Genomic DNA, 16,798 nt, shown 5'->3' on the forward strand with positions numbered 1-16,798 from the left:
AATTTTCAGGCTATTTTATTAAGAATGGATTAATTTTATAGAGACTACCTGTGCGATAAATTTTTCATTACTTGTTTCTGTACAATAATTCACTAAATTAGCTGTTTACTTATTATTAAAATAAAATTTTTATCGCCCCCCTACAAAAACAAACAAGGCAATCATGCGCACTTCACTTCTATTTTTACTCTCTACTTTTTTACTTCCTTCTTTTGCAAGTTATGCAGAAATATCGACACATTTACTCTCACGTAAAGATGGCAGTGAAATTAGCTATTACTTGGATAAACGATCTGAAAAAAATCAAACTCTCTTGGTGTTAATGCAAGGCTCTGACTGTAACAGCATTAAAAATAATACATTTATTCAAGAAACCTTTGGTCAGTGGTTACCCAATAGTGATGTTTTAATGGTAGAAAAATACGGTATTACTGCTCAATTACCTTATTCACAATATGATGGTGAACGTGTTGATTGCCCTGAAAGCTATAAGCTTCATGATAATCCTAAACAACGAACTGAAGATTATGAGGCTGTGTTAGATAAATTATCGTCACAGTATCCAAATATTATTTTAATTGGTGGAAGTGAAGGTGCCACGATGGTGCATTTAGTGGTAGCTAAACGTAATGATATAAAAGCGGCTATTGCACTAAATGGTGGAGGGCGTTTTTTTCTTGATGATGTTCTTTATAATATCCGTCTTACCACACCGAAAGAACACATTAAAGATGCGCTAAGTGGCTTTCAGCAATTTGCTGATGCAATAAAAAATAATCAAATAGATAATGAGCAATTTGTCAGTGAGCATAGTAAATCATGGTGGCAACAATATTTTGCTATTGATTTACTTAATGTTATTAAAAGCAATCAACACACCCCTATCTTAATTATTCAGACACTTAATGACGTAAATGTAAATGTCGATGCATTTAATCAATTAAGCCAAGATATCAACCAACCTAATGTGAAGTTTATTAAATACGATAAGTTAGATCATGGGTTTTATAATGAACAAGGTGAGCGTTTAACGAGTGAAATAATCAATGATATAAAGCATTGGTACTCTCAATATGAAAAACAATCCAAAGAGTGATTTAACGGCTTATTTATTACTAGCCTTAGTCTCTATCGTTTGGGGTGGGACTTTTATTGCGGGGCGAGTTATCTCGCCTGAAATTGATGGTTTATTACTTGCTACATTGCGCTTTGTTATCGCGACTATCTGCCTGCTCTTTATTTTATTCTTAACAAAATTCAATTTGGCATTTTTTTAGTCAACCGAGAAAAATAAATTTATCTTTTTTATTGGCTAGCATTCTTATTATCCTATACTTAAAGAGTAACAAAATTGCTTACTAACTGATTTAAAGCAGGATCTTTATATCGTTAATTCTATATAATGATAATTATTCTCTCTTTTAAGTTTGGGATAAGAATGGAAAGCACGACTGCACTTTTACGTCTTGATAAAATAGGTTATCAGGTCAATAACAAAACTATCCTTGATAACATCAATTTTGAACTTCAACCTTCTGAATTTAAACTTATCACAGGCCCTTCAGGTTGTGGTAAAAGCACCTTACTCAAGATTGTCGCTTCTCTACTATCACCTACCAGTGGTTCAATTTTCTTTGAAGATAAAGACTATTTAACGTTTTCACCCGAAGAATATCGCCAACAGGTTTCTTATTGTACTCAAACACCGATGTTATTTGGTGAGACGGTTTACGATAACCTTAAATTTCCTTATTTCTTACGAAAACTCTCGGTAGATGATAAGAAACTTGTACATGATTTGGATTATTTTTGTTTACCTGCATCCATTATGAAAAAGGGAATTAATGAACTTTCGGGAGGAGAAAAACAACGTATTTCACTGATAAGAAATCTGCAATTTATGCCAAAAATCTTATTACTTGATGAGATAACAAGTGCATTAGATGAAGATAATAAAACAAAAGTGAATGATGTTATTCACCACTACGTTAAAGATCAAAATCTCGCCGTATTATGGGTCACTCACGATCAAAATGAAATAAAACATGCTGATGATGTGATCTTATTACCTTCTCACAATGATGCCTGATTTTTTATTTCTTTATCAGTCACCCTTTTGTTATGAGCGAACATAATATTATGAACGAACATACGATAAGCAATGAATCTCTGATTTTCTCGCTTTTATTAGTTCTCGTGGCTATTTTTATTAGTCGCAAAGAAAAACTAGCTTTAGAAAAAGATATTATTTGGAGTACAGCAAGAGCCATTGTTCAACTATTAATTGTTGGCTATGTCTTGACCTATATTTTCCATGTTGACCATTTTATTCTTACTTTCTTAATGGTGTTATTTATCTGCTATAACGCCGCCCATAACGCCAAAAAGCGGAGTAAATACGTCAAAGATATCTTTCTGATCTCTTTCACCGCTATTACGACTGGAGCATTATTAACTTTAACTATTTTATTGCTCACCAGTTCCATTGCTTTTACCCCCATTCAAATTATTCCTATTACGGGGATGATTGCGGGTAATGCAATGATAGCAACGGGACTTTGTTATAATAATTTAGGTCAACGTTTTCAAAATCAACAGCAACAATTGCAAGAGATGTTAAGCCTTGGTGCAACACCTAAATTAGCCTCAATGAGTATTATTCGAGATAGCATTAAATCTTCATTAATTCCAACTATTGATGCCGCAAAGACTGTCGGTATTGTGAGTTTACCGGGTATGATGTCAGGGCTTATATTTGCAGGTGTTGATCCTTTACAAGCTGTTAAATATCAAATTATGGTGACTTTTATGTTGATGGCAACAGCCAGTATTTCAACTATTATTGCTTGCTATTTAACCTATAAGAAGTTTTTTAATCAGCGCCACCAGCTTATTAATTTAGAAAACCGCTAAGTATAGCTATTTAGAAATATTGCAAAAGGTCACTTAATAAAGTGACCTTTTTTATTACTTACTGAGAAGTCGGTTTAAAAGCTTATTTTAATACCGTACATCCCATTTTTTTAACTAACTCACCTGCTTGAGATTTCACACTTTGAGCACTTTCAGGTAACTGACTCCAAAGTGTTAAACCTGTACGTGCTTCCACTTCTGCCGCCGTTACTTGGAATTCACAGAAATTTGCTTTTTTCGGTGTTTGTTGATCCATAATAAACGCTGCATAAGAGGAGCTTTCTGGTGAATCATTTAGAAAAACCACTTTAAAATAAGCACTTGGAATTGTGTGATCTTTATCTGTACTTGGTAATTTACCCATATCTCTTTCGTAGATAGGCCCTGTAACAGTAAAGACTTTGTGACCTTCTTTTGCCAAATTACGCTCTTGATCTTCTAGTCTTACCCAAGCACCTTGGTTTAAGTCTGCTTTTTGCGGTGTAATATTAGAAAGATAGTTAAGCGCATTCCAACCTGGTAACGCAGCCAATGAAGCTAGAGGAGCTTGATGACCACGGTCAACTTTTAATGTGGCATTAGCATTTTTGTAATCCGCTGGCGATAAGGTTTCATCATTACCTAAAGCCGGATCTTTTTTCCAGTTACGTGCTTTACCACTACCGATACTGTCTTTAGTCACTAAATAAGCAACCCAGTCTGCAAACTTGGTTTCGCTATTATTATTTAATGTGTAAACATCACGTTGAATAGTGGTTTCACTGCCACCTAATGGACAACCAATACCACAGTTTTCATCATTCAATGCACGCATTGAAGTGTCACGCGCAACAGCAGATGAATAAGTTTCAAGTTCAGGCACTACCATCATCTCTGAATTAGCATAGCTGGTTGAAACCATAAGTAGTGATAAAACAATTGGAGTAATACGTTTCATATAAAATTCCTTTTTATAAAATGAAGAAACAAAAAAACTCGCCGAAGCGAGTCTTGATGTTCAAATAAGAGAAAATCCAATCTTCTCTTTCAGTAAATTCAGGTAATAAACGGCGAAGAAAAACGCATCATTTTAATAATGATGTATGTTTCAATCACTGAATATGACTCAGAATTTTGCTACGAAATATGGCGGATATTTTCACAGACCTAGAATGCAAAAAGCCCCGCATAAGCGAGGCATTTATTCATTTAGTTGGTGAAATTCAAATTTCCCACCATGAGAATAATAGTGAACTATATTTCCCATCTCGTCAATAGATTTTCTTAAAAAGATTATTTGGTGAATGACTTATTCTCTTATTAACTTCAAAAAGGGAATTTTTTGTTACTAACACAATATCAAGCCATGTAGTTAACATCCCACCGTTTTTCTAAACTTTCGCGTAATTCAAAGGTAAGCGAGATCACTACATTCTCACCAACATAGGGATATCTGGCGATAAAAATAACCTGATTATTATTGGGTAACTCAAAAACTTCAGCTTCACCTAAATGAAGTGACATTACAATTTTCTTTTTAGCAAAGCGGATCGGTTTTCCATAATGAGCATGTAACCACTCTTGTGTCATAAATGGCTGTAACCCGAAAGGAAGTGCGTGGGGGAAATGAAATTGCTTTGTTTTTTCATCAAATAGCGTCAGCGTGATTTCACTTAAACCGACACCATAGGGCTCAAAATATAAGTGAAGAGATTCTTTTCTCATCGCCAAACTGCCATTTTTAGGTTTGGACTTATAAGGAATTAAATTTTGATCGTAAACATCTTGATACTTCTTCCCTAATTGGGCAGTTAGCCCAGCAATATCTAGTGTCATTACTTACATTCCTTAACAAAAGCTCCTATAAAGGAGCTTTTTAATGAAAATAAGAAATTAACCACGTCCTTTCGGACGATTAAGAATATGTTCTTCCCAATCTTCAACTTCAGTTTCTGGCACTGCTATATATCTTACAGAAATATTACCTTGGTGCATTTTTGCTTTATTACCTGCAATAAGTGGATGCCAACTTTGTAACGTTTTGCCTTCTGCTAACAGACGATACGCACATGTCATTGGTAACCACTCAAATGTAGGTAAATTATACCGTGTAAGCTTGATACAATCTGGCTCATAACGGAAACGATCTTCGTAATTACTGCATTGGCAGGTTTTAATATTTAGCTGATTACAAGCGACATTGGTAAAATATATCTCGTCAGTATCATCATCCATTAACTTGTGTAAACAACACTGCCCACACCCGTCACAGAGCGATTCCCACTCATCATCACTCATTTCATCTAATGTTTTAGTCTGCCAAAAAGCCTGTGTCATCTCTACGTTATTACCTTATTGCTCATCTAATACGAATTAAATAACCCGCGTTGTCAGCTGATGTTCATTAACACTTAATACCAACATATCGCCTGATTCTAGAGGGCCAACACCTTCAGGAGTTCCCGTTAAAATCACATCACCAGGACGTAGGGTAAAAAAGCGAGACATATAGCTGATAAGGGGTAAAACAGGGGTTAGCATATCACGACTGTTACCCTGCTGACGAATCTCGTCATTAACACGTAACATTAAATCTGCGTTTTGCGGGTCGCCAAATGAATTGACAGGGATAAAGCCCGATAATGGTGCAGAGCCATCAAACGCTTTACTTTTTTCCCACGGTTGCCCTGCTTTTTTCAATTTACCTTGTAAATCACGTAATGTGAGATCAAGACCAATACCAAAACCCGCAATTGCGCGATCAACTCTATCTTCATTAGCTTGTTTAAGTGGCTGACCAATCAGTACTGCTAATTCAATTTCGTGGTGAACCGCCCCCATATCTTTTGGGATAGCAATAGGTTGGCGAATATCACACATAGCTGTTTCTGGTTTGATAAAAATTACAGGCTCTTCTGAGCGAACGGACCCCATCTCTTTAATGTGATTTGCATAGTTACTGCCAACGCAAATCACTTTATTGACAGGAAAATCAAGTAATGCACCTTCCCAATCACGATGTTGATACATAATGTGTTCCTTTTAGGTAAATTGCTGTGTTTTATTTCACTGTAAAAACGCGATTAACTCGCGCTTGGCAGTGAATTTATTTTATTAGCAACGCCATCAGCCATTGTGACAATGCTAAGAGCAAAAAAGTAAGAGCTGTTCCAATGCATAATCGTACGGAAGTTCTGTGTCACTAAATAGCTTCTGTGCAAATCATCATCAGGAATAATTAACCATGTTGGCATTGCATCGTTCAATTGACTATTTGCAGGCAATTGAACACCCAATGCTTTCCATTGAGCAACCGTTTTTTTCTGCTCAGTCTTAATCCCTTCAAGCTGTTGGTTAAAATCTACCGATAAAGTAACTTGTTCTCCCCAAGGAAGTCCACTTTTCCAACCTTCCGTTGCTAAATAGTTAGCTGCCGAAGCAAATGCGTCTTCTTGGGTATTCCAAATATCAATTTTTCCGTCACCATTGCCATCTGCGGCATAAGTTAGGAAAGAAGATGGCATAAACTGAGTTTGCCCCATAGCGCCCGCCCAAGAGCCTTTGAGACGCTGTCCTTGAGGGATATGCCCTTCCTCAATAATCTCCAATGCTGCCATTAGCTGGCGTGTAAAGAGTTCTTCTCTGCGGCCTTCAAATGCGAGTGTTGCAAGTGCAGAAACAACATCTTCTTTGCCCTGCACTTTACCAAAGCCGCTCTCAAGTCCCCATAACGCAACAATATAGTTTGCAGGTACACCATATCTCTTGCTGATTTGTTCTAGAGTATCTTGATTCTCTTTATAGAGCTTGGCCCCTTGGTTTAAACGACCGTTAGTGACAATGCGTGGTAAATAAACATCGAGTGTGATTTTCTTTTCCGGCTGATTACGGTCTGATTTAATCACTCGTTCAATAAAATGGGCTTCTGAAAAAGCAAAATCTATTGTTTCTTGTTTATATCCCAACTGAGCTGCTTTTAATTTCAGAGCTTCAACATAAGCAGGGAATTGTGCAGAAATACGTGTCTCTTTAGGAAATGCTTGTTCTAACGATGCAACATCCACTTGTTTCCATCGAGGCGTTTTTTGTGTTTCAACTGCCGTTGCCTCTGGTGCAGTAATTTGTCTTTCAGCCAATTTTTGTTGGCCATTAGTACACGCCGATAACATTAAACCGGAAACAATCACAGCGATGAATGAATATTTGAACATTTATGCTCCTTTTATCTCGATGATTTATTCAGTTTTTTCTGATTTTTTTAATTCATCTAAATAAGCATTTAACATACTTTCGACAGGTGGCGGAACTTGTAAGTAAAAACCCTGCTCTACTAATGCTTTTTTGACTTTTTCAATGTCAGCATGCGCTAAACGCTGTCTGTCCGCGAGATTAAGCAACATTGAAAACTGTGGTTCGCCAAAACTTTGTAATAATTCGTCTGGAATTCGAGAGAAATCATCCTTTTTTTCGATGTATAAATAAGTTTGATCACGTTTGGTACTACGGTAAATTGCACAAATCATTTTCATTAAACTCTAATTATTAAAATAAGCGACTTGCCTGAATATTTTAGTAAATATAACATGCTTATATACTTTCGTAATATCGTCTCTGGTTTTTTGTGCCAGATTATAAAAAATTTACTGAGTCAGATAGATGTCAAACACGCCCATTGAGTTAAAAGGCAGTAATTTTACCCTTTCAGTACTCCATTTAAACGATGGAACACCGAAAGTTATTCGTCAGGCAATTTCAGAAAAAATTGCACAAGCGCCTCAATTTCTGAAAAATGCACCTGTGGTTATCAATGTCTCTGCTTTAGCAGATGAAAATATTGATTTTAAAAAACTGAGGCGAATTGTAGAAGATGCTGGCTTACGCGTCGTGGGAATTAGTGGTAGTTCAGACGCTCAACAGAAAGAAGCGATAATTGCCGCACAGTTACCTATCTTAAATGAAGGTAAAATAGTTAAGCCGAGCACTCAGGCAAATAACGATAAAACGAATGAAGCACCGACAGCTGTTCGTCAAAAAACAAAAATCATCCATACTCCTGTTCGTTCAGGTCAGCGCATTTATGCTCAAAATAGCGATTTAGTTGTTATTAGTAATGTGAGTGCAGGCGCTGAATTAATTGCTGATGGTAATGTTCATGTCTATGGTGTATTGCGTGGGCGTGTACTTGCTGGTGCATCGGGTGATAAAGAAAGCCATATTTTTTGTACACATCTGTCCGCTGAGCTTGTTTCTATTGCTGGTCAATATTGGCTAAGCGACCAAATTCCTACAGACTTTGTTGGTAAATCAGTACAACTTAGCCTGCAAGAGAATGAATTAACAATCGAGAACTTAATTTAGAGCATCGACAAGGAATCACTCCATGGCACGCATTATTGTTGTTACGTCAGGTAAAGGTGGGGTTGGTAAAACAACTTCCAGCGCGGCCATTTCTACCGGCCTCGCTCAAAAAGGTCATAAGACGGTTGTTATCGACTTTGATATTGGGTTACGTAATTTAGACCTTATCATGGGTTGTGAACGTAGAGTTGTTTATGATTTTGTTAATGTTATTCAGGGGGATGCATCTTTAAATCAAGCATTGATTAAAGATAAGCGCACAGAAAATCTGTTTATTCTCCCTGCTTCACAAACAAGAGATAAAGACGCTCTCACCCGTGATGGTGTAGAACAAGTATTAGATGAACTCGATGAGATGGGTTTTGATTTTATTATTTGTGACTCTCCTGCGGGTATTGAAAGTGGCGCATTAATGGCCCTTTATTTTGCAGATGAAGCCATTATTACAACAAACCCTGAAGTATCATCTGTACGTGACTCCGACCGTATTTTAGGAATTCTTGCTTCTAAATCACGTCGCGCTGAGCGTGGTCAAGATCCAATTAAAGAACATCTTTTATTAACTCGTTATAATCCTGGCCGCGTTAGCCGTGGTGATATGTTAAGTATGGAAGATGTCCTTGAAATTCTATGCATTCCACTATTGGGTGTTATTCCAGAAGATCAATCTGTTTTACGTTCATCTAACCAAGGTGAACCTGTTATTTTAGATGGCGAATCTGATGCAGGTAAAGCCTATTCAGATACAGTAAATCGTTTGTTAGGTGAAGAACATCCATTCCGTTTTATTGAAGAAGAGAAAAAAGGCTTTCTGAAACGCCTTTTTGGGGGGTAAAAGATGGCTTTACTAGATTTTTTCCTGTCGCGCAAAAAGTCGACAGCTAATATTGCCAAGGAGCGTCTGCAAATTATCGTAGCAGAACGTCGCCGTGGTGATAGCGAGCCAGCTTATTTACCTGATATGAAAAGAGATTTATTAGGTGTCATCTGTAAATATGTACAGATTGATCCAGAGATGCTTTCTGTTCAATTTGAACAAAAAGGCGATGATATCTCTGTATTAGAGCTAAATGTGACTTTACCTGAGAGTGAAGAGCCTACAAAGTAAATCATATTTTACGCTTTATCTAAGTCATTATTCACAGAGCCAGCCATAAACTATAATCAATTTGATTGGCTCTGTGTTTAATTATATACATATTGAAAACACCTGAATGCGCAAATAGCGCTATATCTTGTTGCTATTTTAATCATTGGTGATAAGTCACAGGAGACCGATTATTTTGTCATAATACTTATATTTACTAATAATCTATTTAGTCTATTTCTACCTTCACCTTCTTTAGGTGTTTTTTGTGTGCAAAAAATAAGAGCCTCAAAAGAGACTCCTAATGTTATTCTTTATTTTGTTTATTTATTGAACTAAGAATCCTTTTTTATTTTAAGGAGATTAATTATTAGAAAATAAACAATCAACAAGACTATGGATATTGCGCCAGAATTTCTGTCACTTTTTCTTCTAATAATGCTTTACGCCAACGTGAAGTTAATTCAGGTTGCCCTTCTTTTATTTTCCAATGAATACTTAATAGCTGATTAATCTGCCTTCTTGAGGCTAACAGTTCAGGGTTGTAGCGCTTATCTTCACTAATTTCTTGAATAACTGCTTTAATCGCTTTAAATGCTTTTTTATAGTTTGGTTGTTCAATTAAATTACCAATAGGCTCTGGGCAATCTTCATCTTTAACTTCTTTAGCTTTAACAACAAAATCTAATAAACGACGACCATGACAACGAATTTCTTGACCTGAAAGCGATAATGCATCGAGTTCTGCTAATGAGGATGGAAGGTAACGAGCAACAGACCATAAGTGTTCTTCTCTTACAACAAAGTTTAATGCCATATCTCGAGCTTTAGCTTGATTTAAGCGCCACTGAGCAAGCATTTGTAAACATGCTAACTGTTGGTCTTTTAATTGCCATGCATTGCTAATATCACGATAGGCGAGCTCTGGTACAACCGTTTCTTGTCGACGCTCTGCAATCATTTTGCATTCATCTGCGATCGCATCCATATAGCCTGCTTCTTCAGCTTCTTCAATTAATTTTTCAGCTAAAGGTAGTAAGTAGAAAACATCACCACTAGCATATTGGCACTGTTTTTCAGTTAAAGGGCGCGCTAACCAGTCTGTTCGGGATTCACTTTTATCTAGTGCAACATTTTCATATTTCTCAACTAATGTCGCGAAACCACAAGAGATAGGATGGCCTAAAAATGCAGCGACTACTTGAGTATCAATCATCGGTGTTGGAACACAACCAAATTGGTGAGAAAAAACTTCGAGATCTTCACTTCCAGCATGGAGAAACTTCATGATGCCCGGGTTTGTTAATAGCTCAATGAAAGGAGCCCAATCCTTAATTGCTAACGGGTCAATAAGAGAGATCTGTTTACCGTCATACATCTGGATCAAACCAAGATGAGGGTAATAGGTACGTATGCGGACAAACTCTGTATCTAAAGCAATTTGTGAAGCCTCTGAAGCAGCTTTACAGGCGGAATCTAGTGCAGTGTCTGTCGTAATCAATTGATAATTCAAAACAGGTTTCTCTTGTTTTTATGTCTAATGACTTTTTATGTGATCACAAAAACGCCGGTATAAACCGGCGAAATTGAAAAAGGTTATTAAGTGTTGTATCAAGATTCAGTTGAGGTTTTCAACTCTTTTTCTTCATTTCTTAACTCTCTGCGTAAAATTTTACCAACATTTGATTTTGGTAATTCATCACGAAACTCAATAATTTTAGGTACTTTATAACCTGTTAGGTAACGACGACAGTGTGTTTTTATCTCATCTTCCGTTAATGATGGATCTTTTTTCACAATGAAAACTTTAACTGTTTCACCTGAGTTTTTGCTCGGTACGCCAATTGCAGCCGACTCCAAAACCTTAGGATGTGCCGTAACGACTTCTTCGACTTCATTAGGGTATACATTAAAGCCTGAAACTAAGATCATATCTTTTTTACGGTCAATGATACGAATAAAGCCTTCGTCATCCATTGTCGCAATATCACCTGTTGCGACCCAACCATCGTGTAGAACTTCATCAGTTGCATCAGGGCGATTCCAATAACCCTTCATTACCTGAGGGCCACGAACCCACATTTCACCGCCTACAGTGCGGTCAACTTCGTTACCTTCATCATCAATAAACTTAACGTCCGTTGAAGGTACAGGTAATCCAATACTACCACTGTATTTTTTCAGATTATAAGGGTTACCAGTGACTAAAGGAGAACATTCCGTCAAGCCATAACCTTCTAATAAATGTTTACCCGTTAACTCTTCCCACTCTTTAGCAACACTACTTTGAACAGGCATACCGCCGCCAACAGAGAGATTCAATTTGGAGAAATCGAGTTGACGAAATTCTGGATTTTGCAACCAAGCATTAAATAAAGTATTTACGCCAGTGATTGCCGTGACAGGGTAACGTCCTAGCTCTTTAATTGTACCTTTCACATCACGAGGGTTAGTGATAAGTAAGTTTTTACCACCAATTTCAATAAAGAGTAGACAGTTAACGGTTAAAGCAAAAACGTGATACAGCGGTAATGCAGTTACCACCAGCTCTTTGCCTACATTTAGTGCGGGTACATAAGCCGCTTTCGCTTGCTCAAGGTTTGCCAACATATTGCGATGCGTTAACATTGCGCCTTTAGCAATTCCCGTTGTGCCTCCTGTATATTGCAAGAAGGCTAAGTCTTTACCTGTAATTTCAGGTTTAATATATTGCATACGATAGCCAAAATGCATTGCTCTACGAAATGAAATTGCATCAGGCAAATTATATTTAGGAACTAATCGTTTGATATATTTAACAACAAAGTCGACTAATGTTGCTTTAGGACGGGATAGTTGATCACCCATTCGGGTCAAAATAACGTGTTTAATACTGGTATTAAATACGATTTTTTCGAGCGTATGCGCAAAGTTAGAGACTATTACAATGGCACTTGCACCACTGTCATTTAACTGATGTTCAAGTTCTCTTGGTGTGTAAAGTGGGTTTACGTTTACGACAACCATGCCTGCACGAAGAATACCGAAAAGCGCGATAGGATATTGCAGTAAATTAGGCATCATTAAGGCGACACGATCACCTTTTTTCAATCCTAAGCCATTTTGCAGGTATGCTGCAAAAGCACGGCTACGCTCTTCAAGTTTGCGATAAGTCATGACCTCGCCCATATTGATAAAGGCGGGTTGATCTGCGTAATTTGCGACAGCGTTTTCAAGCATCTCTGCAAGGGATGCAAAACGGTCCGGGTCAATTTCAGCCGGGACATCTGCCGGATAACGTTTAAGCCAGACTTTTTCCAAAGTAGTACTCCTGATTAATCGCACTTCTTGGGTTAATATTGCGTTTCATTTTTAACAAAGTATTAACTCATCCTACCAGCACAAACAATTTTCTGTTGTGAAGATGCGAAGTGTGTCACTAAATATTTTATTTTTAGATTAACAAAAAAGAAGGCGGTCAAAACCGCCCTCTCTTTTATTTTTATTCAACTTTAATAACTCTATTAGATAGTTACCTAATATATTATAGATATTGATTATACACCGTTTCACACAAATGAAGATAAAATATTATATCGTCATGTAATCTAATGCCCGCTTTTTATTCTAAAACGGGTACAACCTGACCAGTTCCATATGGATATCCACCATAACCGCCATATCCATGGTGATAACCCCAATATGGGCCATCTCCATAATATCCCCATGTCATAACAGGTGCGGGCATAATGACTTGCTGTGTCAGTGTCCAGCGTTTCATACCTGTCACATCAATACGTAAAAATGGATAACTGGCCTCACCAACTTTGCCAGTTTCAACACCTTTAATAGTACCAACAACGGTTACGTATTGATTTTTATAATCAGAGGGATCTAAGAAATGCATAACATTAGCATAGAGACGCCCAATAGAAGGCTGATGTAATTCGGGCGCAGCATCGTATTGAGAAAGAGGCATAACGGCAATTTCTAGCTGCGTTGACGATTGAAGATTTTTAACATCAATCACACGCCCACCAAAACGCCCTTCTTGACCAATATAAAGTTCAGGCGCAACAAAAACACCATTTAAATTAGTCACTGGCGTTGCTGATGTACCTTTTATTGATTCAGGTATAGAGACGCATCCCGCTAGAAACAAAGCACCAGATAGAAATAGCGCTTTGCTTACCAAACGGTAGTTTAATTGTCTGTTCATAAACCACCTCATTGCAAGTCAATATTAACGTTACTCTATAATAATATTATAGCTTAGCTTCACTCTTAGGCTTCTAATAGATACTTCTAAATCTATTCACGGCCAGGCAGTTTTTTCCATGTCACTTCATTACGTAAATAAACTGGCTCAGCGTCTTCAACTTTCGTTGCTTTACCTTCATGCCAAGCGGTTACAGCAAGAGGTAACATATCTTGTGCAGCAGGAAGCGTAATCTCAGTTTCAACAACAGTGAAAGGCAGTGCCTCTTTTAAATCAGGATAAGCTTGCCATCCTGTACCTGCCATCGCCCATGTTCCTGTTGTTAATTGTAATGCTTCAATAAATTGCTCAGGTTTCATTACGGCTTCAGTGTCTTCGCCTATCCAAACACCTTCATCATTACGCTGATATTGAGCGCAATAAATTTCACCCATACGCGCATCGATTGCCACGAGAACTTGTTTAATACCCGTTGTTCTAAAGACACCTTCAGCCATTGTGGCAAGTGATGAAATACCAATCATGGGTAATTCTGCACCTAGCGCGATGCCTTGTGCAACACCTACACCAATACGAACACCTGTAAAACTTCCGGGACCTCGTCCAAAAGCAAGTGCATCTAATGATTGCAATGTGATGTTTGCTTCTTCTAAGGCGCTTTTCACCATAGGTAAAATCTTTTGTGTATGTTCACGAGGTGAGATTTCAAAACGTGAAGCAACAACGCCTTCATTCCAAACTGCAACTGAACAAGATTCTGTTGCAGTATCAATTGCTAAAATTCGCAGTGACACGCCATAACTCCGGCAAATTCGATAATTAAAAGAGGAAGAATAATATCATAATAGTGTTCAACAGAATAAACACACATTCTGTGCGATCGCTATTATGAATCCGATATTTCTTGTATTTCATTCTGCTGTGCGCGTTGGCTCAAAAACTTCATTGTTTTTTCGAGTGAACGCGTGCGAGGTGATGGAGGCAAACTACTTAAAAAAACTTCACCATAAGCACGAGAAACTAACCTATCATCACAAACTATAATTGCACCATAATCGTGTACATCACGAATTAACCGCCCAACACCTTGTTTTAAACTAATAACAGCATCAGGAATTTGGACGTCTCTAAAAGCATCTCCACCTCGCAATTCACAATCTTCAATGCGTGCTCTTAATAGAGGATCATCAGGTGCTGTAAATGGTAATTTATCAATAATCACGCAAGACAACGTATCGCCACGCACATCAACACCTTCCCAAAAACTTTGGGTCGCAACTAAAAGCGCATTTCCTGATGAAACAAATTTTTGCAGTAATTGCGTCTTACTCATTTCACCTTGCATCAATACAGGTAATGGCAAACTGGCTTTAAACTCTTCAGCAAGTCCACGCATCATGGCATGTGAGGTACAGAGGAAAAAACAGCGACCTTGGTTTTTTAAAATAACTGGCGTTAGCATAGTGGCTAAACGTTTTGCCGTATAAGGCTGATTTAATGGTGGCAGATAACGTGGCACACAGAGTAATGTTTGATGTTGATAATCAAATGGGCTGTTTAGGATCAGAGTTGTCGCACTTTCTAAGCCCAATCTATCTGTGTAATAAGACATCTGCTCATTTACAGAAAGTGTTGCTGAGGTAAATACCCAACTGCTTTTATGCGATTTGATTAATTCGCGAAATTTCTCTGCAACAGATAGCGGTGTGATAGCTAATAAAAAATGGCGACCATAACTTTCAAACCAATAGCTATAACCCGGAATTGTGGTATCAATCAGGCGTTTTAATCGATTGCGGTAAACAGTGGCACGTTCAAAAGCACTGTCAAGTAATTGGCTTCGCCCTAACGAGAGTTTCATTACGTCATAACTCAGTTCTAAGGCATCATCCAGTAACGTTAGAAAACGTTTTGTTTCGCCACCTTGCAATAGCTCACGTAAGTTTCCTCGATAACCTGTCTCACCTAACGCTAGGCGAAAATCCATTACCATCTGCGTTAATCTATCGGCACTTTTTTGTAACTGAACTTGGTCTCTCACTTCTGTGCGATAAGCAACAGTCATATCTCTGGCGAGATCAAACAACTGTCTACTGGTAAGTTGTTGGCCAAAATAATGGCTAGCAATATCTGGAATTTGATGGGCTTCATCAAAGATCATAATTTCAGCTTCCGGAATTAACTCACCAAAACCAGTATCTTTAACGACAGTATCTGCCATAAATAAATGGTGATTAACCACAACGACATCCGCATCCATTGCTTTTTTACGTGCGCTTAAAACATAGCACTCTTTATAACGAGGGCAATCACTCCCCAAGCAGTTATCGTTAGTGCTGGTGACTAAAGGCCAAACCCGACTATCTTCTGCAACACTATGACAACGGCTAACGTCACCATCTTCTGTTTGTGTTGACCATTGGCGTACATACATAACATCAGACAAAACTTCAGCTTCCAGATCACCACCACTGAGCATTTGCTGATCAAGTCGTTCTAAACAGAGATAGTTAGAGCGCCCTTTTAATAACGCCGTGTTACCATCATAATTAATCGCTTCAATGATCGTGGGTAAATCTCGGCTATATAATTGATCTTGCAAGGCTTTAGAGCCTGTTGAGATAATAGTTTTTTTACCCGAACGCAATGCAGGTACGAGATAGGCATACGTTTTTCCGGTACCTGTACCCGCTTCAGCAATAAGTACACCTTGCTTATCAATAGTTTCCGTTATTGATTTCGCCATTTGTCGTTGAGCTTCACGGGGATGAAATCCTGGAATAGTTCGGGTTAAAATCCCGTTTTCTGCAAAATCGTCTGACACAGGCATACTCTTTTTATAAAATAAGACGTAAATTATGCCAGTGGATAACCAAAAGTACCACCTATGCCGTTAATACTAAGGAGAACTCATAATGACAATTAAACGTATCGACCCTGAAGATCGCTGGTCTGAAGCCGTTATTCATAACGACACTATTTATTACACTGCAGTGCCAGAGAATTTATCAGGCGATATTATTGAACAAACAGCAGACACATTAGCGGCAATTGACGTTTTGTTACAACGTGTAGGTTCTGATAAAACTCAAATTCTTGATGCGACAATCTTTTTAGCTGATAAAGCTGATTTTGAGGGTATGAATAAAGCGTGGGATGCATGGGTTGCCAAAGGTAGCGCACCTGTGCGTTGTACTGTGCAAGCACAACTAATGCACCCTGAATATAAAGTCGAAATCAAAATTATCGCGGCAATGTGAAAA

Annotated in this window: 19 protein-coding genes; 8 read left to right on the top strand and 11 right to left on the bottom strand. The window is 37.8% G+C overall.

Annotated features, from left to right (window positions below; all coding sequences use genetic code 11):
- Positions 1-163: 163 nt before the first annotated feature.
- From NBG71_RS04545 to fetB, 4 genes are all read left to right on the top strand, one after another.
- Positions 164-1,096, top strand: a complete 933-nt coding sequence (locus NBG71_RS04545; protein ID WP_250916581.1) for an acyl-CoA thioester hydrolase/BAAT C-terminal domain-containing protein — start codon at positions 164-166, stop codon at positions 1,094-1,096.
- The gene (locus tag NBG71_RS04550) at positions 1,074-1,277 is read left to right on the top strand and encodes an EamA family transporter (protein ID WP_109419839.1); all 204 of its coding nucleotides are present in this window, start codon (positions 1,074-1,076) and stop codon (positions 1,275-1,277) included. Before NBG71_RS04545 ends, NBG71_RS04550 begins: the two co-directional genes overlap by 23 nt.
- Positions 1,278-1,438: 161 nt before the next feature.
- Entirely contained in the window at positions 1,439-2,089 is a 651-nt protein-coding gene (gene fetA, locus NBG71_RS04555) for an iron efflux ABC transporter ATP-binding subunit FetA (protein WP_075671109.1), read from the top strand.
- 50 nt (positions 2,090-2,139) lie between these two features.
- On the top strand, positions 2,140-2,913 hold the full coding sequence (fetB, locus tag NBG71_RS04560) for an iron efflux ABC transporter permease subunit FetB (RefSeq protein WP_099660361.1): 774 nt from the start codon (positions 2,140-2,142) through the stop codon (positions 2,911-2,913).
- An 82-nt stretch (positions 2,914-2,995) separates the two neighbouring features.
- Here the strand turns inward: fetB and NBG71_RS04565 are convergent, their stop codons facing one another.
- From NBG71_RS04565 to NBG71_RS04590, 6 genes are all read right to left on the bottom strand, one after another.
- Complete coding sequence (locus NBG71_RS04565; protein ID WP_371317009.1) at positions 2,996-3,727, bottom strand: DNA/RNA non-specific endonuclease; 732 nt, start codon at positions 3,725-3,727, stop codon at positions 2,996-2,998.
- A 524-nt stretch (positions 3,728-4,251) separates the two neighbouring features.
- Entirely contained in the window at positions 4,252-4,728 is a 477-nt protein-coding gene (locus NBG71_RS04570) for a DUF6392 family protein (protein ID WP_250916582.1), read from the bottom strand.
- A 57-nt stretch (positions 4,729-4,785) separates the two neighbouring features.
- Positions 4,786-5,229 (bottom strand): cysteine cluster protein YcgN, encoded by a 444-nt coding sequence (gene ycgN, locus NBG71_RS04575; protein ID WP_075671103.1) that lies wholly within the window; start codon positions 5,227-5,229, stop codon positions 4,786-4,788.
- A 36-nt stretch (positions 5,230-5,265) separates the two neighbouring features.
- Positions 5,266-5,922 carry a fumarylacetoacetate hydrolase family protein gene (locus NBG71_RS04580; RefSeq protein WP_075671101.1) on the bottom strand — a complete coding sequence of 219 codons (657 nt, stop codon included), beginning with the start codon at positions 5,920-5,922 and terminating at the stop codon, positions 5,266-5,268.
- 53 nt (positions 5,923-5,975) lie between these two features.
- Entirely contained in the window at positions 5,976-7,103 is a 1,128-nt protein-coding gene (locus NBG71_RS04585; protein WP_075671099.1) for a lytic murein transglycosylase, read from the bottom strand.
- Between the two features lie 24 nt (positions 7,104-7,127).
- On the bottom strand, positions 7,128-7,415 hold the full coding sequence (locus NBG71_RS04590) for a YcgL domain-containing protein (protein ID WP_069369136.1): 288 nt from the start codon (positions 7,413-7,415) through the stop codon (positions 7,128-7,130).
- Positions 7,416-7,548: 133 nt separating this feature from the next.
- Between NBG71_RS04590 and minC the strand changes: the two genes are divergently transcribed.
- The 3 genes from minC to minE are packed head-to-tail and all read left to right on the top strand — an operon-like array spanning position 7,549 to position 9,358.
- On the top strand, positions 7,549-8,250 hold the full coding sequence (gene minC / locus NBG71_RS04595) for a septum site-determining protein MinC (RefSeq protein WP_075671097.1): 702 nt from the start codon (positions 7,549-7,551) through the stop codon (positions 8,248-8,250).
- A gap of 22 nt (positions 8,251-8,272) precedes the next feature.
- Positions 8,273-9,085 carry a septum site-determining protein MinD gene (gene minD, locus NBG71_RS04600; protein WP_099660358.1) on the top strand — a complete coding sequence of 271 codons (813 nt, stop codon included), beginning with the start codon at positions 8,273-8,275 and terminating at the stop codon, positions 9,083-9,085.
- A gap of 3 nt (positions 9,086-9,088) precedes the next feature.
- Entirely contained in the window at positions 9,089-9,358 is a 270-nt protein-coding gene (minE, locus tag NBG71_RS04605; protein ID WP_023582089.1) for a cell division topological specificity factor MinE, read from the top strand.
- Positions 9,359-9,731: 373 nt separating this feature from the next.
- Here the strand turns inward: minE and rnd are convergent, their stop codons facing one another.
- From rnd to yoaA, 5 genes are all read right to left on the bottom strand, one after another.
- A complete protein-coding gene (gene rnd, locus NBG71_RS04610) occupies positions 9,732-10,850 on the bottom strand; it encodes a ribonuclease D (protein WP_191901279.1) in 1,119 nt (372 codons plus the stop codon).
- Positions 10,851-10,948: 98 nt separating this feature from the next.
- The gene (gene fadD / locus NBG71_RS04615) at positions 10,949-12,637 is read right to left on the bottom strand and encodes a long-chain-fatty-acid--CoA ligase FadD (RefSeq protein ID WP_075671091.1); all 1,689 of its coding nucleotides are present in this window, start codon (positions 12,635-12,637) and stop codon (positions 10,949-10,951) included.
- Positions 12,638-12,938: 301 nt separating this feature from the next.
- The gene (locus tag NBG71_RS04620) at positions 12,939-13,535 is read right to left on the bottom strand and encodes a Slp family lipoprotein (protein ID WP_075671089.1); all 597 of its coding nucleotides are present in this window, start codon (positions 13,533-13,535) and stop codon (positions 12,939-12,941) included.
- 92 nt (positions 13,536-13,627) lie between these two features.
- Positions 13,628-14,329 (bottom strand): tRNA (adenosine(37)-N6)-threonylcarbamoyltransferase complex dimerization subunit type 1 TsaB, encoded by a 702-nt coding sequence (gene tsaB / locus NBG71_RS04625; RefSeq protein ID WP_075671087.1) that lies wholly within the window; start codon positions 14,327-14,329, stop codon positions 13,628-13,630.
- Between the two features lie 92 nt (positions 14,330-14,421).
- Complete coding sequence (yoaA, locus tag NBG71_RS04630) at positions 14,422-16,365, bottom strand: DNA repair helicase YoaA (protein WP_083629065.1); 1,944 nt, start codon at positions 16,363-16,365, stop codon at positions 14,422-14,424.
- Positions 16,366-16,450: 85 nt separating this feature from the next.
- On the opposite strand from yoaA, the gene NBG71_RS04635 reads away from it, so the two are divergent.
- The gene (locus NBG71_RS04635; protein WP_072068200.1) at positions 16,451-16,795 is read left to right on the top strand and encodes a RidA family protein; all 345 of its coding nucleotides are present in this window, start codon (positions 16,451-16,453) and stop codon (positions 16,793-16,795) included.
- Positions 16,796-16,798 lie beyond the last annotated feature (3 nt).

The sequence above is a fragment of the Proteus sp. FZP2095 genome (assembly GCF_023701425.1).
Taxonomy (GTDB): domain Bacteria; phylum Pseudomonadota; class Gammaproteobacteria; order Enterobacterales; family Enterobacteriaceae; genus Proteus; species Proteus cibarius.